The organism is Thermosynechococcus sp. HY596, from assembly GCF_030518715.1.
GTDB lineage: Bacteria > Cyanobacteriota > Cyanobacteriia > Thermosynechococcales > Thermosynechococcaceae > Thermosynechococcus.
The window spans coordinates 357,969-375,213 of the sequence record NZ_CP130346.1 but is presented as its reverse complement, the minus strand read 5'-3'; the positions used below and the strand labels follow the sequence as shown (position 1 = coordinate 375,213).

General features: G+C 53.7%; 22 protein-coding genes and 1 pseudogene. 12 read left to right on the top strand and 11 right to left on the bottom strand.

Annotated features, from left to right (window positions below):
- Window positions 1-14 precede the first annotated feature (14 nt).
- Complete coding sequence (gene petN / locus QYC28_RS01870; RefSeq protein WP_011056671.1) at window positions 15-104, bottom strand: cytochrome b6-f complex subunit PetN; 90 nt, start codon at window positions 102-104, stop codon at window positions 15-17.
- Window positions 105-198: 94 nt separating this feature from the next.
- Here petN and QYC28_RS01865 point away from each other — a divergent pair, with 94 nt between their 5' ends.
- Both QYC28_RS01865 and QYC28_RS01860 read left to right on the top strand, forming a co-directional pair.
- The gene (locus tag QYC28_RS01865) at window positions 199-666 is read left to right on the top strand and encodes an ankyrin repeat domain-containing protein (RefSeq protein ID WP_302679747.1); all 468 of its coding nucleotides are present in this window, start codon (window positions 199-201) and stop codon (window positions 664-666) included.
- Window positions 663-2,447, top strand: coding sequence for a mechanosensitive ion channel domain-containing protein (locus QYC28_RS01860; RefSeq protein ID WP_302679746.1), 1,785 nt, complete (start codon window positions 663-665; stop codon window positions 2,445-2,447). Before QYC28_RS01865 ends, QYC28_RS01860 begins: the two co-directional genes overlap by 4 nt.
- On the opposite strand, the gene QYC28_RS01855 is transcribed toward QYC28_RS01860, so the two are convergent.
- The 3 genes from QYC28_RS01855 to lipB all read right to left on the bottom strand — a co-directional run bounded on the left by QYC28_RS01855 (window position 2,444) and on the right by lipB (window position 4,818).
- Entirely contained in the window at window positions 2,444-2,953 is a 510-nt protein-coding gene (locus tag QYC28_RS01855; RefSeq protein WP_149817657.1) for a cupin domain-containing protein, read from the bottom strand. The two genes, QYC28_RS01860 and QYC28_RS01855, sit on opposite strands and share 4 nt — an antisense overlap.
- Window positions 2,934-3,917, bottom strand: coding sequence for an RNA polymerase sigma factor, RpoD/SigA family (locus QYC28_RS01850; RefSeq protein WP_149817655.1), 984 nt, complete (start codon window positions 3,915-3,917; stop codon window positions 2,934-2,936). Before QYC28_RS01850 ends, QYC28_RS01855 begins: the two co-directional genes overlap by 20 nt.
- A 220-nt stretch (window positions 3,918-4,137) precedes the next feature.
- Window positions 4,138-4,818 (bottom strand): lipoyl(octanoyl) transferase LipB, encoded by a 681-nt coding sequence (gene lipB / locus QYC28_RS01845; protein WP_149817653.1) that lies wholly within the window; start codon window positions 4,816-4,818, stop codon window positions 4,138-4,140.
- Window positions 4,819-4,978: 160 nt separating this feature from the next.
- On the opposite strand from lipB, the gene hpf reads away from it, so the two are divergent.
- Window positions 4,979-5,596 carry a ribosome hibernation-promoting factor, HPF/YfiA family gene (gene hpf / locus QYC28_RS01840; protein ID WP_286626355.1) on the top strand — a complete coding sequence of 206 codons (618 nt, stop codon included), beginning with the start codon at window positions 4,979-4,981 and terminating at the stop codon, window positions 5,594-5,596.
- Window positions 5,597-5,598: 2 nt separating this feature from the next.
- Window positions 5,599-5,712 (top strand): annotated as a pseudogene (locus tag QYC28_RS13145) (response regulator); the annotation flags it as partial.
- Here the strand turns inward: QYC28_RS13145 and QYC28_RS01835 are convergent.
- The 3 genes from QYC28_RS01835 to QYC28_RS01825 all read right to left on the bottom strand — a co-directional run bounded on the left by QYC28_RS01835 (window position 5,709) and on the right by QYC28_RS01825 (window position 7,278).
- Entirely contained in the window at window positions 5,709-6,215 is a 507-nt protein-coding gene (locus QYC28_RS01835) for a hypothetical protein (RefSeq protein ID WP_286626353.1), read from the bottom strand. The pseudogene QYC28_RS13145 and the gene QYC28_RS01835 overlap by 4 nt on opposite strands.
- Before the next feature lie 85 nt (window positions 6,216-6,300).
- A complete protein-coding gene (locus tag QYC28_RS01830) occupies window positions 6,301-6,993 on the bottom strand; it encodes a HEAT repeat domain-containing protein (protein WP_149817646.1) in 693 nt (230 codons plus the stop codon).
- A 153-nt stretch (window positions 6,994-7,146) separates the two neighbouring features.
- On the bottom strand, window positions 7,147-7,278 hold the full coding sequence (locus QYC28_RS01825; protein ID WP_149817644.1) for a photosystem II protein Y: 132 nt from the start codon (window positions 7,276-7,278) through the stop codon (window positions 7,147-7,149).
- A 140-nt stretch (window positions 7,279-7,418) separates the two neighbouring features.
- Between QYC28_RS01825 and QYC28_RS01820 the strand changes: the two genes are divergently transcribed.
- On the top strand, window positions 7,419-8,615 hold the full coding sequence (locus QYC28_RS01820; protein ID WP_255451697.1) for a pentapeptide repeat-containing protein: 1,197 nt from the start codon (window positions 7,419-7,421) through the stop codon (window positions 8,613-8,615).
- 8 nt (window positions 8,616-8,623) lie between these two features.
- Here QYC28_RS01820 and rodA read toward each other — a convergent pair whose 3' ends face one another.
- Complete coding sequence (rodA, locus tag QYC28_RS01815) at window positions 8,624-9,892, bottom strand: rod shape-determining protein RodA (RefSeq protein WP_149817642.1); 1,269 nt, start codon at window positions 9,890-9,892, stop codon at window positions 8,624-8,626.
- A 146-nt stretch (window positions 9,893-10,038) separates the two neighbouring features.
- Between rodA and QYC28_RS01810 the strand changes: the two genes are divergently transcribed.
- The gene (locus QYC28_RS01810) at window positions 10,039-10,755 is read left to right on the top strand and encodes a pyridoxine 5'-phosphate synthase (protein WP_149817640.1); all 717 of its coding nucleotides are present in this window, start codon (window positions 10,039-10,041) and stop codon (window positions 10,753-10,755) included.
- Here QYC28_RS01810 and QYC28_RS01805 read toward each other — a convergent pair.
- Entirely contained in the window at window positions 10,745-11,206 is a 462-nt protein-coding gene (locus QYC28_RS01805; RefSeq protein ID WP_149817638.1) for a YbjN domain-containing protein, read from the bottom strand. The genes QYC28_RS01810 and QYC28_RS01805 overlap by 11 nt on opposite strands.
- 25 nt (window positions 11,207-11,231) lie before the next feature.
- Window positions 11,232-11,669, bottom strand: coding sequence for a hypothetical protein (locus QYC28_RS01800; RefSeq protein ID WP_149817636.1), 438 nt, complete (start codon window positions 11,667-11,669; stop codon window positions 11,232-11,234).
- A gap of 193 nt (window positions 11,670-11,862) precedes the next feature.
- Here QYC28_RS01800 and QYC28_RS01795 point away from each other — a divergent pair, with 193 nt between their 5' ends.
- The 6 genes from QYC28_RS01795 (at window position 11,863) to scpB (ending at window position 16,376) form a co-directional block, all read left to right on the top strand.
- Window positions 11,863-12,471 (top strand): DUF3038 domain-containing protein, encoded by a 609-nt coding sequence (locus QYC28_RS01795; protein ID WP_286649810.1) that lies wholly within the window; start codon window positions 11,863-11,865, stop codon window positions 12,469-12,471.
- Entirely contained in the window at window positions 12,471-13,145 is a 675-nt protein-coding gene (locus tag QYC28_RS01790; RefSeq protein WP_302679745.1) for a DUF4335 domain-containing protein, read from the top strand. The genes QYC28_RS01795 and QYC28_RS01790 overlap by 1 nt, the downstream gene beginning before the upstream one ends.
- A 63-nt stretch (window positions 13,146-13,208) precedes the next feature.
- Complete coding sequence (locus QYC28_RS01785) at window positions 13,209-13,742, top strand: gamma carbonic anhydrase family protein (RefSeq protein ID WP_149817630.1); 534 nt, start codon at window positions 13,209-13,211, stop codon at window positions 13,740-13,742.
- A 106-nt stretch (window positions 13,743-13,848) separates the two neighbouring features.
- On the top strand, window positions 13,849-14,874 hold the full coding sequence (gene plsX / locus QYC28_RS01780; protein WP_149817628.1) for a phosphate acyltransferase PlsX: 1,026 nt from the start codon (window positions 13,849-13,851) through the stop codon (window positions 14,872-14,874).
- Window positions 14,874-15,863 carry a beta-ketoacyl-ACP synthase III gene (locus QYC28_RS01775; protein ID WP_149817626.1) on the top strand — a complete coding sequence of 330 codons (990 nt, stop codon included), beginning with the start codon at window positions 14,874-14,876 and terminating at the stop codon, window positions 15,861-15,863. Before plsX ends, QYC28_RS01775 begins: the two co-directional genes overlap by 1 nt.
- Window positions 15,864-15,866: 3 nt before the next feature.
- On the top strand, window positions 15,867-16,376 hold the full coding sequence (gene scpB / locus QYC28_RS01770; protein WP_149817624.1) for an SMC-Scp complex subunit ScpB: 510 nt from the start codon (window positions 15,867-15,869) through the stop codon (window positions 16,374-16,376).
- On the opposite strand, the gene QYC28_RS01765 is transcribed toward scpB, so the two are convergent.
- Window positions 16,348-17,226: an FHA domain-containing protein gene (locus tag QYC28_RS01765; protein WP_286626344.1), complete on the bottom strand. Its 879-nt coding sequence runs from the start codon at window positions 17,224-17,226 to the stop codon at window positions 16,348-16,350. The genes scpB and QYC28_RS01765 overlap by 29 nt on opposite strands.
- Window positions 17,227-17,245: the final 19 nt, after the last annotated feature.

Below are 17,245 nucleotides of genomic sequence, written 5' to 3'. Positions count from 1 at the left end.
CCAGTCCTAGGTGGCTACATGCCGTGGCGACCCCACACCACAAAGGCGATCGAGAGCGTAAAGACACTGAGAACACCCACCCAACCGAGCGTGATAATATCCATTGCATGCGATCCTAAACTCAATGCAGACCTCATTTTAACTCAGATAGATTATCTTTTCTTTATTAGAGGCAGGCTACAGGCAATGACGCAGGGGATGACAGCAATTGAAACCGCCATTGAGCAAGGAGACCTGACCGCTGTCCAGGAGGCGATCGCCAACGGTATCGAGATGAAAACGGAAGCGCTGGCACTGGCAGCAGAACTGGGGCACACTGAAATTGTCGATGCCTTGATTGCCGCAGGCGTCGATGTCAACCAAGGGGACAGCGAGGGGTGGACACCATTGATGGCTGCTGCCGGCGGTGGACATACCGCCATTGTGGAGAAACTGCTAGCCGCCGGTGCCAATGTCAATGCTCAAACAGCCTTTGGTCTGACCCCATTAATGGCCGCAGCCGCTAAGGGACAAACAGCTACGGTCAAACAACTGATTGCAGCAGGTGCAGATCTCAACGCCAAGGATCAGAATTCTTGGACAGCTTTGGTGTGGGCGCTGGATGGGAAACATGCCGACGTGGTGGCAGTCATTAAAGCCGCTCGCGCACAATCTTTAGGACCATGATTAAGTACCTCAGTTTATTTTTAGCAGCAGCCCCTTCAAGTATTCTCATTGCTCAACTGGCGCGAACTCAACGGCTGCGGGTCGCGTTCATTGAAGCGGCTCAAATTGTGGGGATTGTCGGCATTGCGATTCTCACGGACTGGCTCCTGCTGAACTTGGGGATTCATCAACTGCAACAGCGGCTTGACCAAAAAGCCAGCCAACAATCCCAGCCTTGGCTCTCCCTTGGCGCTAGTCTATTGCGCCTGACGCTGCGGATTTTACTCTGGGCACTCGTTTTATCTTGGATTCTGCAATCGGTTCAAAGTCTTTCCCCTTGGCATGAGCGCATCGATAGCACAATTCAGTTTCTCCTCGAACGGGTGGCCGTGGTGTTTAACACCCCCTTTATGGAGTTGGGGCGCACCAAGGTCACGCTGAACTTTCTCTTCCTAATTCTCTTTTTGTCCCTCGCGGTGATTTTTATCTCCCGCTGGGTGAGCGAGTGGCTCAAGAGTCGGGTTCTCATGCAGTTGCGGGTGGATCGCGGTAGCCAAGAAACCATCACCCGTGTGGTTAGCTATAGCCTCAGCTTTATTGGCTTTATTGTTGTTCTGCAAACCGCGGGCATTGACCTCAGTTCCCTCACAGTGTTGGCGGGGGTCTTGGGGATCGGTTTTGGTTTTGGTTTGCAAACCCTCGCCAGTAACTTTATTAGCGGTTTAGCGATTTTGTTCGAACATCCGATTAAAGTCGGAGATTTTATTGAAGTGGATGGCCTGCTGGGCACGGTGGAGAAAATTTCAATTCGCGCTACGATTATCCGCACCAACGATAGCCAGTACGTGATTGTCCCCAACAACCGCTTTATTGAAAAGAACGTCGTTAACTGGAGTTACGGTAGTCCCGATAGCCGTATCCATATCCCTGTGAGTGTCGCCTATGGCAGTGATACAGTTCTGGTGACCGAAGCACTCCTCAGTGCCGCCCGTCAGGATCCGCGCGTCCTGCTCACCCCACCCCCCAGCGTTTGGTTTCGCGGTTTTGGCGAGAATGCCTACCTCTTTGAATTGCTGGTGTGGATTAACCGCCCCCAAGATTCTGAACCCATTAAAAGCGCCCTCAATTTTCTCATTGAGCAGGAATTACGGCAGCGGCAGATTGAAGTGCCTTTTCCCCAGTTGGATTTGCGGTTGCGCGACTTGGGGGAACTGCGCTCCTTGGCTCATTACTACCACCGTTCTGTGGCCAGTGTGCCCGAAACCGCAGCGGTGAGTGAGCCAGTAGTTCCTGAAATGGTCAAAACCGAACCCTCCCTTGCTGATTTACTGCGCAATATCAGTTGTTTCTCTCGCTGCTCCAATGCGGAATTGCAAATGCTGATTGAGTTGGGCAATCGTCAATTTTATGGTGTCGGGGAAATTATCTGCTCTGAGGGCGATCCGGGGGATGCCTTTTACATTGTCCTTGAGGGATCCGTGGAAGTCCGCTCCGAGCACCTGAATCAGATTTTAGCCACCCTCTATGAGGGGGAGTTTTTTGGTGAAATTGCCGTGCTGACGGGGATGCCGCGATCGGCCACGGTGCGAGCCTTGGAAGAAACAGTTCTATTTGTGGTGCATCGTTCAGCCGTACAGCGACTGCTGCAAGCCCAACCCCAATTGGCGGAAGATATTGCCCACGAGCTAGCGGCACGACAACAGGTTCTTCAAGAACTCGGCCTCGTGAACTCCCAAGAAATCAAAAGCCTGCCCCCCTTGCAGTGGATTCGTCGCCGTTTGCAAACGCTCTTTAATGTCTAGGGCGTCAAGCGTTCAATTAATCTCTGGTGCTGAGGAAACTGCTGCTGCAATTGCTGGCGATCGCCCAATTCAAAATCGCGAAAGTCAAATCCCGGCGCCACCGTACACCCCACAAGACTAAAACTGTCTAGCGCATCCACCGTTGCTCCAAACCATGCCCCCGCTGGTACCACCTGTTGCCATTGCTCCCCCTGATCGATATTCATCCCCAAGCGCAGGGGCTGATACTCGCCCGTTGGTAGAATCACATGAATCGTTAGGCTACTGCCCGTGTAAAAGTGCCACAGTTCATCACTGGCAATGCGGTGCAGTCGCGAACAGGCCGTGGAGGGGAGCAAAAAGTAAATACTCGTACAGTAGGCGCGATCGCCCCCCTGAAAGCCTGAAGGCAAAACCGCGGCGGGAAGCCTCCCTGCTGAGCGATAGACCTCACGGAAATAGCCCCCCTCTGGATGGGGTTGCAGAGCCAGTGCCTCAATCCACGCCTTAGCTGGCCAAGTATTCATACATTTGTTGGCGCCGCCGCCGCAGGTGATCGAGGGCTTGCCGCTCCAGTTGCCGCACCCGTTCACGGCTGAGGTTGAGTTGCTCACCCACCTTGGCAAGGGACAGTTCTTGGCCATCCCCCAAGCCGTAGCGCAGGGTGAGGACTTGCCGTTGTTGCGGGGTGAGTTCCGCCAGCCACAGGTTGACATCATCGCGGAGGGACTCCACCGTGGTAAATTGCTCTGGCGAAAGACTATCATCCTCGAGCAGTTCACCGAGTTCAGTGTCCTGATTGTCCCCAACGCGCAGATCAAGGGAAACGGGTTGGCGCGCAAGGGTCAGGTATTCACGGATTTGCTCCGGTTCGAGTTCTAGGGCTGCTGCCACCTCAGCAGGGGTGGCACTCCGTCCCAATTTTTGCGCCAATTCGCGTTGGGTGCGTTTGATCTTGTTCAGCTTCTCGGTAATGTGGATGGGCAGCCGAATGGTTCGCGCCTGTTGGGCGATCGCCCGCGTAATGGCCTGACGAATCCACCAGTAGGCATAGGTAGAGAACTTATAGCCCCGCGTGGGATCAAACTTTTCCACACCGCGTTCAAGGCCAAGGGTGCCCTCTTGCACCAAGTCCAGCAATTCAAGGTTGCGTTTTTGATACTTCTTGGCCACCGAAACCACCAGCCGTAGGTTGGCTTCAATCATTTTTTGCTTGGCGCGTTCGCCGCGCTTAAGGAGATTGCGCAATTCCGTCGGCGTGAGATGAGAGGCCGCCGCCCATTCTTCAAAGGTTGGTTCACGTCCCAGTTCTTTGGTGAGAGCCTCGCGTTTTTCCCGCAGTGCCATCATTTGCTGTACCTGTTTACCCAGAATAATTTCCTGCTCATGGGTCAGCAGCGGCACGCGCCCAATTTCCTGTAGGTAGGTGCGCACCATATCGGTGCTAACAGTGGGTGTAGGGGATGGGGTTTTGGAAGCGGAGTTCATCATAGCGGCTCAGATTCTAAACAGTATTTGGCAAGGAAGAATGTAGATAAAAGATTTATCGCGATGAAGATGACGACTCGCACTGATGAAGCTGAGGTTTGTATAGCGTTAGCCTAGCAGGTGAGAGGGAGTTGGCCTGTATCCTAATCTACTTAGACTTAAATTGTGCCCCGAAAGTTGCCAATTCATAACAGCCGATTCCTGAAATAAAGATTAAAGTTTGTCAACTAGAGACGGGGATCAGGAGATCGGCAAGGGCTTTGGGGGCAAATTCGAGGGCAAAAACACGGCCAAAGGCAGCAACAAACTGCTGGCGCACCTCCTCTAAGGTAATGTCGGCACAAAACTGCCGTAGGTTCCCGACGGGGCGATCGCCAATGCCACAGGGGACAATACGCCCAAAGCCCTTCAAATCGTTCACCACATTGAGGGCAATGCCGTGGAAGCTAATCCAGCGGGTCACCTTGATCCCAATTGCGGCCACCTTGTACCCCTCTACCCAAACACCCGTAAGGCCAGCAACGCGTTCCCCTTTAATGCCATAGTGCCCTAGGGTTTGAATCACGACTTCCTCCAACTGGTGGAGATACCAATGCAAATCGCAGCGGTGGCGGCGTAAATTCAAAATCGGGTAGGCGACCAATTGGCCGGGGCAGTGGTAGGTGACATCGCCTCCGCGCTCAATGCGCAATACCTCAATGCCCGTAGCCACAGGATCAAAGTGAAGGTGGGCGGTGGTTGCCCCTTGACCAAGGGTGTAGATGGGGGGATGCTCCAAAGTGAGTAGGACATCTCGGGCAGTGGGATTGTGGCAGCGCTCAGCCACCAGTTGCTGTTGCCAGCGCCAAGCATCGCGGTAGGGAATGATCCCCAAGGCACAATGCCAACCAAGGGCAGTTTTCATAGGGGGTGCCAGATTGTCAAGAGCTAGAGGATAAGAATTATCACAGAACACGAATAAAGGTGAAGAGCGGCAGCACACCCTGTAATCCCCGATACGAAGATGTTAGGGTGGAAGTAGATCAGCCTTAGATGTATCTGTTTTGCTCAGGGGAGGCAACCCTATGAGGCTAGTGATTCACGGTAAAAACATTGATATTACGGATGGCATTCGCAGCTATGTGAACCAAAAAATTGAGCGAGCCACCAGTCATTTCCAAAATGTGATTAACGAAGTTGATGTGCATCTGTCCGTGGCTCGTAACCGTAGCACTGCTCCCAAGCAAACCGCTGAAGTAACCCTCTTTGTTAATGGCTGCGTCATTCGCGCCGAAGAAAGCAGTGAAAATCTCTACGCCAGTATTGATCTCGTTGCCGACAAAATTGCCCGCAAACTGCGCAAACTCAAAGAAAAACGGCAAGACAAATCCCGTGCCAAAGATACCAATAGTGTGGTGGAGCCCGCAGTGGTGACCGACTTAGTGGGCGATCGCACACCGCAACTGCCCGAACAAGTGGTGCGCATGAAATACTTTGCCATGCCGCCGATGACGATCCAAGAAGCCCTTGAGCACCTAGAAATGGTGGATCACGACTTCTATGTCTTCCGCAATCGCGATACGGGAGAAATCAACGTGGTCTATGAACGGAATCATGGGGGCTATGGCGTCATTCAACCCCGCCCCACCTCCCAAGAGAATCATCACGCTGCTGCTAAACCCATGGCGAAAACCAGCCACTAGCAGCGATTCAGCGAGCCATTGAAGAGGCTAATTTGCATCGCTGTTTGTACAAGCCTTGGCACAGCGAGGAACTGGTGGAAACCATCCGTTCGGGTCTTTCTTCAGAGGCCTCCTAGGGACGCAGGATCAACTGCCATTCCTGCGTTTGGCGATCGCGCTGAAGTTCGCTATTTTCACCAATGACATAGGGCCCCCAGTAGCGTTTGGAACCATCGAGGGTAAAGGCCAAGACAATATCCCCCGATTGGAGGGTGAGCTTACCTTCGGGCAGCGTTAATAGTAATCCCTTAATATTGCCTTCCATAGGAGCAAAATCCCAGTGAACGGCGCCCTGATCAGGATGGGCGCGATCGCGGGCAGCGAGCAACACCACGCGCACCGGAAAGGCCGTTTGATTACTGATGCGTAGCCCATTCGGTTGCGGGTTGGCTGGCGTTTGGGGAGGGGGTAAGGGCTGAACAGTAGTGGTTTCTGGTTCTGCCTCGACAATGGGGGGCGGTTGGGTCAGCAGGTCTGGCTCCCACCAGAGCGCAAAATGTAGTTGTGAAAGAATAATCGCACCCATCACCCCGACCAGCACTGCCACGAGGTAAGGAAGAAATTTAATTCGGATAGACATAGAGATAGGTTACTGCGGATGCCGCGCCTTTCTTTCCAGTTTAGAGAGTTGTGGCAGAAACCGCAGTGGGCAAAAAAGTTTGATCTCAATTGCCAGTGCCCTGAACTTCGGAGGAAAGTCGCTCTTGCAAGCGTTGCAAAGAAATCTGGGCTGCCGTCGCCACATGGGGATGCTCATCTTTAGCGAGGTATTCCAAAGCGGCTTGGGTTTTCGGGCTAGGGAGATTGCCCAGAGCTTCAGCGAGCCGTTGCCGTACCAACCAATCCTCTGCGGTCACAAAGGGCAAAATATCTTCGACAACACTGGGATCGCCAATTTCCCCCAGAGCGGCGATCGCCCCTTGGAGCATCACGACTTCCTGACTTTTCAGCGCCGAGCGCAATACATCCACCGCGCGGGAATCCTTAAGATTGCCCAGCGCCACAGCGGCACTAAAGCGCACTAACCAATCGGTGTCTTCATAAAAGGCGCGCACTAGCGGTTCAAAGGCACGCCCATCTTCGAGATAGCCCAAGGCACCCGCAGCATCGGCACGAATACCATAATCCGGTTCACTCTCGAGCAACTGCACCAGAATGTCAAAGCACTCCGGTGTGGATTTGACACCAAGGGCAAACACAGCCATTGAGCGAATCTGTAGATTTTCGTCCCAAAGAACTTTTTTAATCAGGGGTACGGCATCCGCAGAGGGGACATCCCGTAGCGCGGCTAGCGCCAGCAGGCGATCGCGGGAATTGGGACTTTCCAGTTGATGGGCAAGCTGTTCGAGGGAAGGCATGGCAGTAACCTGAAAGCTAATTTACAAAAGTTAACAATATACTTCCTATTATAAAAAAAGTCTCCCCGAAGTAAAACCAAGATCACACTCGGTCTGGTTCCTTGGGGAGCGCTTGCCCAACAATTCTACAGAGGATACAGCCGTATCAATGTCCTAGGCTGCTTTGGCTTTTTGCAGGAGCTTTTGAAACTGCTTGACAGCATAGGGCAGAATGTTACGAACTGCCCAACCCGCAGCCAGTAGGACAGGTAACAGGACAATCAGGACACGCCAATCCATACCCATAACCTCCCAAAACGTTTTCTGAAAACTTTATGAATTATTGTACAGCCTTCTCTAAGGAGAGAAGGGGAACTTTCTATGGATGTAACGAAGAAAAATCTGATTATGATTGGGTTAATTCCTGAACTGTAGGCCAAATCCTGATGGGCGAAGACAAAATGACCCTCCGTGACAACCAAACGGCGGCTGCTTTGCGTCTCAGTAAAGTGTTAGCCGCTCGTAGTCGTTGGCGCACGGGTTGGCAGTCTCTGCGTTCGGTGTTGATGCCGATCGCCATGGTCACTGTCTTGGTGGCTTGGGGACTCGATTGGGATGCGGTGGGTGTGGTGGCTGCTTTGGTGCTGGGGGGACTGAGTTTCCCCTTGGTCTGGACTTCGACCTATCACTGGTTTACTGAAGATCTCACGGAACAGCAACGGCAGTTCATTTTGGCCTCACTGGGTCTGAGTTTGACGGTGGTGGCACTCATTGCCATGACTGGCGCCATGGACTGGATTCGAGGACGCTTTCAAGGTACGAATTGGGATGCGGTGGGGGCACTGGCGGAGGGCTTCGGTGCCTTGGGACAAATTTTGGTGGCGCTCTTGGCCGCCTATGTGGCTTGGCGACAATACGTGATCTCGCGGGATTTGACGACGCAACAAAACCGCATTACCCAACAGCAAACGATTGACAGTTATTTCCAAGGGATTGCCGATCTCATTCTTGACGATGAGGGGCTATTGGAGGATTGGCCGCCGGAGCGAGCGATCGCCGAGGGACGCACTGCCGCCATCTTAGGGGGACTCGATGCCGAAGGCAAGGCCAAAATCATTCGCTTTTTGTCAGGCGCAAAGTTACTCTCGCCGCTGAAGCGCGATCGCCGACTGGGACGGGCGATTTTTGATGGGCTGGGTGGCTATGAGGAAGACATTGAGTATGGTGTGCGGGTGATTAACCTTGGCAGTATGCTAGCGGGCGCTGATCTCAGTGGTACCGATTTGCGCTGGACCGAATTGAGTGATGCCAATCTCACAGGCACCCTCTTTCGCAACTGTAATTTGACACGAGCCAATTTGGCAGGGGCGATTTTGCAGGGGGCGGATTTCACCAATGCCGATCTCAGTCGGGTTCGCTTCTTTTATGGCACCGCTGATCAGGCCAGCCCCCGCGATCGCCTGAATCCTCCCAACTTTCGCACTGGGGCGCAGACGGGTGCAGTGGTCGAGGATGTCAACTTTACCAATGTCAAGAACCTCTCCGAAGAACAACGCTACTATTGCTGTGCTTGGAGTGGTAGCCGCTCCCGTGAAACGATTCCCGGTGGCTGTGAGGGCATTCCGAATAAACTAGGACGCTAGCGCCTCGGTTAGTAGCGCGATCGCGGGCGATGATTCGCCACGGAGAGCACCATACCTAAGCCAAGATAGGTCGCCAGCAGGGCTGAGCGGCCATAACTCACCAGTGGTAACGGCATTCCTGTCACGGGGAGCAGACCAATGGTCATGCCAATATTCACCACCACTTGAAACAGGATCATGGCAAATAGACCGATCGCCAGCAACGAGCCAAAGTCATGACCTGCACTATTGGCAATTTGCAATAAGCGCAAACCGATTAACCAAAAAAGGCATAGGAGAACTAAACTGCCAATGAACCCCGTCTCCTCAGCGATCGCTGAAAAAATAAAGTCTGTATGCTGTTCGGGAATAAATCCCAACTGGGTCTGGGTGCCTTGAAAAATGCCCCGCCCCCATAGCCCACCAGCACCAATGGCAATCCGCGATTGAATCAAGTGGTAGCCAGCCCCAAGGGGATCCTTGTCGGGGTCAAGAAACATGAGAATACGGGTTTTTTGATAGTCCTTGAGCACGCTCCAAAGCAGTTGCCCCAAGCCAGCCCCCCCGAGATTGAGTACCAGTCCTCCCAAGCCACCGACCCAGCCCAAGGGCAAGCTCCGCCATGCAACGATTGCCATCGCCAGTGTCCACACCAACCAGAGGCCGATATTCAGTTGGTAGGGTAGGGGCAGGGCAACGAGAATTGCCGCCACCAAAGGGGAAAGCATCAAGATAATCCAACTGCCGGGGGTATTCGCCCAGTAGAGCATCGTCAATGTAATGGCAATGAAAACAAGGGACGTGCCCAAATCCGGCTGCGTCAAAACCAGGAAAAAAGGGGGGGCGGTGGCTGCAAAGACACTGAGAATGCCCTTCAGAGAGTGGCCTGAAATGCGGTGCAACAGTGCCGCTTGGGTAAGAATGAGGGAGATTTTGGCAAACTCCGAGGGTTGCAGGTTAAAGCCGCCAATCGCCAACCAGCGCTCTGCTCCCTTGGCCTCTACCCCCACGAGATCAACCGCTAGCAGCAGGGCACAGCTCAGGCCGTAGATGACCCAATGACTGCCCATAAAGACCGATTCCGGAACGCGGGCCAGGATCAGGGCAAGCATCGTACCCATCCCCCCCACCAATAAATGCTGGAGACTATCGTTTTCCTCTAGGTGTAGTTGACTACTGTGGATGAAGACCGCCCCAATGACCGTGGTTGCCCAAACAGCCCCCAACAGCAGCCAATCCACGCCTCGCCATGGATAAAACCAGCCAAAAGTCCGCCGTCGGGGTACTCGCCAAGTCATCAGCCACTGTCCTGTCTCTCCTAGGGGGTTAGTCTATCGGCTGGCTCAAAAGGTTGCAAACGGCCAGCGCGGACAACCGACATGGCACCTTGCCTTGGTGTATTATCCGAAGGGTTGAGCTTCTATTCCGACAAGGAGCGATCGCAGTGGCAACCCTAGGGGTCAACATTGATCATGTGGCAACGATTCGCCAAGCGCGGCGCACAGTTGAACCCGATCCCGTAGCCGCAGCCGTTTTGGCAGAACTGGGGGGAGCTGATGGCATTACCGTACATCTGCGGGAAGATCGTCGCCATATTCAAGAGCGAGATGTGCGCCTCCTGCGGCAAACGGTACGCACCCATTTGAACCTAGAGATGGCTGCCACTTCCGAAATGGTGGCGATCGCCCTTGACATTCGGCCAGATTACGTGACGTTGGTACCTGAGCGGCGCGAAGAAGTCACCACCGAAGGCGGGCTAGATGTGGTGGGTCAGCAGGAACCCTTGACCCAAGTGGTGCAAACGTTGCAAGGCGCAGGAATTCCTGTGAGTTTATTCATTGACGCGGATCCGGCCCAACTGGAAGCCGCCGCCAAAACCACGGCTCAATTTATTGAACTGCACACCGGTCGCTATGCTGAAGCCAAGGGGGAAGCGGCGCAACAACAGGAGTTAGCGATTTTAGCTCATGGTGTCCAACAAGCAAAATCCTTAGGCTTGCGGGTGAATGCAGGCCATGGCCTGACCTACACCAATGTGGGGGCGATCGCCCGCCTTGAAGGCATTGAAGAACTCAATATTGGCCACACGATTATTAGCCGCGCTGTTCTTGTGGGCATGGTGCAAGCCGTACGGGATATGAAAGCCCTCATTAGCTCTTAAACTCAGCCCTGAGGGCGTCATCATAGTCATCAGCGAGTGTCGCCACAATCGTAATTAGGCGGGAAATTTCACCCGCAGTAATCCCCCCTAGGGTGCGGGTAGCCACGACTTGGACTTGGTCTTCAGCAATGGCAAAGTGTGCCTCGAGGGTGGTGAGCCAGTTCAACGTCAGGAGCTTACGATAGAGTGCCAATTCATCCGCTACGGGCAGAGGCAGTACCGGTGACCAAATGGTGAGAAAGTCTTCCGCTGTATGGCCACTCAACTGTACAAAGACCTCGGCACTGCCATAGCGAAACATCCAAATTTTGCCACTGTCCGTTTGGCCAACGAGGGGGGCGTCCCCTTGATGGAGACTAGAAATCACCGTTTCAATAATCTCAACCGCATTTTCTGGGGGCGTGTCAAGGGATGTTGCGGGGACGGGCTGCACTTCACTGACCATGGTCATTCCTTTCGTGAATCAGGACAACTTGTTAGAGGACTTGGTGGGTGTAGGCGTGTTGTTTGACATTGTCGGCAGCGGTAACGATACGCTCGGAGTTGAGCACCCGTTTGCGTTCTGTGGAGGTATTAAAGTTGCGGTAGGTTTGGCCAAGGGGAATATGGCGGGTACTTTGGGGACGGGCAATGTAGGTGCGTGCCGCTGCTGCAAGGCGATCGCCATAGTCATCACACAGATGGGCACTGGGGGGAAACTGCTGCTGCACCTGCTGCGGATCTTGGGCTGTACCATAGGTGAGGGCATGGGCTTCACTATAGGAAGTGGGCAAGCCATGGAGCAAGGCTTCCAACGCCGCTGAGGGAATCGGCTCAATCACCTCTACGGGCTGGAGTTTTCCCTCCACCTGCACAAAACAATGAGCCAGTCCAAGCACCACATAGGCTTCTGGGGGGGGAATCTCTTGACTCATTGCAACCTCACAATCCTGTGGTTCCCCTCAAGTCTAGCCTGCTTTTCGAAAAATTAGCCTAGGGGGCAACATAAAGATAGGCGGCAGTCGTCAGCGAAGAAACGGCTAAGATCGTTTAGGCCTATTTCACCATGAGTCCTGTCATTATTGCTGTATAGTGAGCACTCTAGAGAGTATGGAAACGGCAAACTCAATGCCAGCAACAATCGAATCCCCTGAAGTTGAGCTATTACCTCCGATGTTGGCAGCACTGCCCGACCCTCAAGGGGTGAGTGTGTGTCCTCGGCGGGCACGTTGGCAATTAGACTTATTGTTGCTTGCCCTAGAGTGCGTTGATTTGCATGCCTCTGAGTTGATGTTGCAAGTGCTGCGAGATCTGCAACTGCAAGGGATGATCCCCAATCGGGTCGTATTTTGGCAAATTCGCTGCACCAATCCCTTTCGCCAAATTACCCAGCGTACCCCCTTGCCCTTAGCGGAAACAAAGGCACTCACCGCAGTGGTTGTGCAAGTGGCGCGGCGGCAGACGGCAATCCTGCGGCATTTACTTTTGGTGTTGGATCAATTGCAGGCGCAAAATTTGCCCCCGGAAACCTATGCCCCCTTGGCGGAGTATTTAGACCGCTTTCGCCGCCATTTTCGCAAACGCATGAACCTCCAGCGATCGGGTCTCTTTCTCTACAAAAATAACCAAGCCCTCAATGAGTTGGGTCTAAAGCTGTTGGCACAACTTCTGCTCTGTGCAGGTACAAAGGGCATGGAACGCCTTTGGTTTAGTTTATTTGACGGGGAAGTAAGTTAATGCTGCTGCAACGCCAGTATTCATTGCCCAATTGCACACTGCGAATTGAAGGGCTGAGTGGTCAAGCCGGCGCAGAGCAGTTGGATATTGTCACCCTCTGCGAGTGGGAGATTATTGGCCAGAATCAGCGGGTCAAGGGCGGGAAAGAATTCCTTGTGGCATTGCTCAATAGTGTGCCCGCAGCAGCGCAAACATGGCTGAGTGGTGTTAAGTTACGGCGATCGCCCCAGTACCCGATTCAGGTCGAGATTCAGGCCTCTAATCAAGTATCCCTCCATATTCCGCGCAAGCTACTGCAAGTATCCCCAGAAGAAAATGCAGAGCCACCCGCCAACGATGAAGCAGGGGAAACCCTAGAAGTTCATCTGACATGGTTGCAATTGGCTGATTTAGTGGAGGCACTGGATCAACTCTGTAGTGATAGCCAAACACTGCCTACCCTGATACCGACATTCCATTCCCTCCCCCGGCGGGCGATCGCCCCTGCTGTGCCTTTGCGCAAACAACTGATGCCTTTGGGTATTGGCGCTGCTAGCTTAGCCGTCATGGCTGCGATCTTTTTCCATCTACCAGTGCCCGAACGCCGTCCCCCCCGCGAGGAAGCTGTGCCCCTCACCCCCGAAGCCGTCACGCCCTCACCGGCACCCACAACACCAGAAACCCCGAATCCGTAAGCCCATTTCAGGCTTACCCTCAGTTTGGAAACTGTCGTTTAGCTTTTTGATGCTTGGGATAAAATGGTAATCACTGCCCCTAGTGCTTTTTGGCCCCCCGTTGCCAGCGATCGCGCTGCTTTTATTGCCCCCAATGCCACCCTTGTTGGCGATGTCCGCTTGGGTGAAGGCTGTAGCATTTGGTATGGCGCTGTTTTACGCGGTGACGTGGCGTACATCGAGATTGGTGCCCACACCAATGTTCAAGATGGCGCCATCCTCCATGGTGATCCGGGACAACCCACGATCCTTGGGGAAGAGGTGACGGTCGGGCATCGCGCGGTTATTCATGGGGCAACCGTTGAAGATGGCTGCTTAATTGGCATTGGCGCCGTGATTCTCAATGGCGTTCGAGTTGGAGCGGGCAGTATTGTCGGTGCAGGGGCAGTGGTGAGCAAAGATGTCCCCCCACGCTCTTTGGTTGTGGGCATTCCCGCTAAAGTGGTGCGGGAAGTGAGTGACACTGAGGCCGCCGATCTACGTCAGCATGCCCGTAAGTATGAACAACTGGCCCATGTCCACAGTGGCACAGGCACCGATCTAGGGTTCTATCCGTAGAAGTTTGTCCTAAACTGCCCCTCAGCGTGTTCAGTGTCCGCCATTCTTAGGAAAAGGGCTGTCATCTGCTAAAATTCTGAAGGATTTTCTCGTAAGAGTTCAGCCAATGACTCGTGCACGGATTGCTGTGGATGCCATGGGGGGTGACTATGCTCCCGATGAGATTGTTGCCGGTGCCCTCAGAGCCAGTGAAGAATTAGATGCCGATATCCTCCTTGTGGGTGATCCGGTGCCCATTCAGCGCTACCTCAATGAACATGCCCCCACAGCCAAGCCCCAAATTGTCGAAGCGAGTGATGTTGTGGAAATGGGGGAAGAACCCCTGACCGCCCTGAAAAAGAAACCCAAGGCCTCAATTAACGTGGCGATGGATCTGGTCAAAGCGGGTGCGGCTGATGCGGTTGTTTCCGCTGGTCACTCAGGGGCAGCGATGGCTGCGGCACTATTGCGCTTGGGTCGACTCCCTGGCATTGATCGCCCCGCCATTGGTGCCGTCTTACCCACCCTCATCCCCGGCAAATCCGTTCTTGTCCTCGATGTCGGTGCCAATGTGGACTGCCGCCCGAAATACCTTGAGCAATTTGCGGTCATGGGTTCGATCTACAGCCAGTACGTCTTGGATGTCGAAGATCCCAAAGTGGGCTTGCTTAACATTGGCGAAGAGGACTGCAAAGGCAATGATCTGGCCCTAAAGGCACATCAACTCCTGCGGCAAAATCGCCAAATCTCCTTCTTGGGCAATGCCGAAGGCCGCGATGTTCTGTCGGGACAATTTGATGTCGTGGTCTGTGATGGCTTTGTTGGCAATGTTCTGCTTAAATTTGCTGAATCCTTGGGTAGTGTCCTTGTCCAAATTCTCCGTGAAGAGCTACCTCGGGGCTGGCGCGGGCAACTGGGTACGGCGCTGCTGCGTCCCAATCTCCGCAAAATTAAGCAGCGCATTGATCATGCCGAACATGGCGGTGGTTTGCTGTTGGGGGTGGATGGCATCTGTATCATTAGCCACGGCAGTTCCCAAGCGCCCTCGATTTTCAATGCCATTCGCCTAGCCAAGGAAGCGGTGGATCATCGCGTTTCAGAGCGGATTCAGGCCTGTTATCAGCATGCCGTTGCCGTTGAGGATCAGGCTTAGTGACTGTGCAGGGCGTTAAATTTAGCGGTGTGGGCGCGGCAATCCCCCGTCAATGCTTGACCAATGCCCACCTCAGTGCCCTTGTGGATACGTCTGATGAGTGGATTCAATCCCGTACGGGCATTCAAGAACGGCACGTGGCAGCTCCTGACCAGCGTCTTGTGGATTTGGCCAGCGAAGCGGCGGGCGCAGCCCTACAGATGGCCGGCCTAGAACCCACAGCAGTCGATTTAATCATCTTGGCGACCTCTACGCCCGATGATCTCTTTGGCACCGCCTGCTTGGTGCAAACTCGCATTGGTGCGATAAATGCCGTGGCCTTTGACTTAACGGCTGCCTGTTCTGGCTTTCTCTTTGCCTTGGTTACGGCGGCTCAGTATTTGCGCACCGGTGCCTACCGCAGTGCCTTGGTCATTGGTGGTGATATTCTGTCGCGCTGGGTGGATTGGGGCGATCGCCGCACCTGCATTCTCTTTGGCGATGGCGCCGGCGCGATGGTCTTGCAAGCCAGCGATGCTGATCAACTCTTGAGCTTTGAATTGCGCAGTGATGGTCGCCTCAATGAGCACCTTACCCTTGCCTTTGCTGGTACTCCCCAGACCTTAGGGGACAATCTCGCGATCGCCCAAGGGGGATTTGCTCCCATTGCCATGAATGGCCGTGAAGTTTATCGCTTTGCCGTCACCCAAGTCCCTGAAGTCATTGAGAAAGCCCTGCACCGCGCGGGGTGTACGGTTGAGGAAATTGACTGGCTGGTGTTGCATCAGGCCAATCAACGCATTCTGGACGCGGTTGCCCAGCGTTTGGGCATTCCTCAGGAAAAGGTGATTAGCAATGTGGGTCAGTATGGTAATACCTCCGCCGCCTCGATTCCCCTTGCCCTGACGGCTCCGATTCAACAGGGGCATATTCAACCCGGAGACTTAATTGCCACCGCTGGCTTTGGTGCGGGGTTAACTTGGGGAGCGGCCCTGTTCCGCTGGCAATAGCCTATGCAAGGGGACACTGACCTGCGTACATTAACGATGCGGGTGGAGGCCATTCTCTACCTGAAGGCGCAGCCCCTGACCCTTGCTGAACTAGCAACCCTTGCCGCCACTGCTCCTGAGGCCGTTGAAATGGCACTGATTGAGCTACTCAACGACTATGCCCATCGCCAAACGGCCCTTGAAATTGTCCAAATTGACGATAGATACAGCCTGCAACTCAAGCCCGCCTTTCAAGAATTGGTTCAGTCCCTTATCCCCGTTGAATTGGGGGTTGCGGCACAGCGCACATTAGCCCTGATTGCTTTTCGTGGCCCCATTCGCCAACCAGAGGTGATTGAACTGCGGGGATCCAGTGCCTACCAACACATTCAAGAACTCCTCACCCTTGGGTTTATTCAGCGGCGGCGGGATAGCCAAAGTCGCTCCTACATCCTCCAAGTCACTGAGCGCTTTCACCAGTATTTTCAGGTGGATCAACTGCCAACTATTCAGGGGGAAAGGGCGGGCGATTGACATACTCACTGAGCAACTGGGAGGGCAAATCATCATTGGTCGCCAATTGCAGATTCAAAAGAGCCACTGCGAGCCTGTCTTGCTCTAGTTTGTTGCGTCCCAAGGCCTTGAGAATGCGGCGTAATTGAGCTGCAATTTCTGCCCCAAACATGGTGAGATTTTCATCGGGCAGTGCGGGCAGCCAATCAATTGCCCCATGTTCTACTGCCCATTGTCGCTGCATGGGGGAAATATGGTTGTCGTAGCGGTCAATAATGAAACTGCGCAGCTTGGGATAGGTTGCCTTGATCCAATTCAAAAGGTTACCAATATCCGGGGTTTCCAGTTGCGAATCAAGGAGCAACAGGTCAGGGTTGCGCTGCATCACGGTCACAAAATCACTAATAATGCGGCGGCTATTGATTTGCCCCGATTCAACGATAACTTCTAACCCCTGACTGCGCAGCAATTCTTGCCAAATTTGTACTTGAATGCCGGGGGGTTGAATGATGAGAATGGTGGGTTGAAGGGCAAGAGGGGCAGCCGGCGGGGTGGTGGAGACAGCCTCATCGGTACGAAATTCAAGGGTTGTTTTGCCGATAATAAAGCGATCGCCCGTTTTGAGGAGCGTCGGCACCTGAATCATTTGACCATTCAGCACACAGCCATTACGACTCCCCAAATCAATGAGATAATAATCATCATTATCCAGACGCTGAATCATGGCATGGCGACGGGAAGACCAGCGATCCGCCAAAACAATTGTGCAGTCTTTACCTCGACCAATCACCCATGAATTGCCTTGGGTAAGAGGGACGATATAGGTGCTGGCCTCGGTGGAGATGACCAATTGTGGATACTCTGGTAACAAGGTGATCCCTCTTCCAACT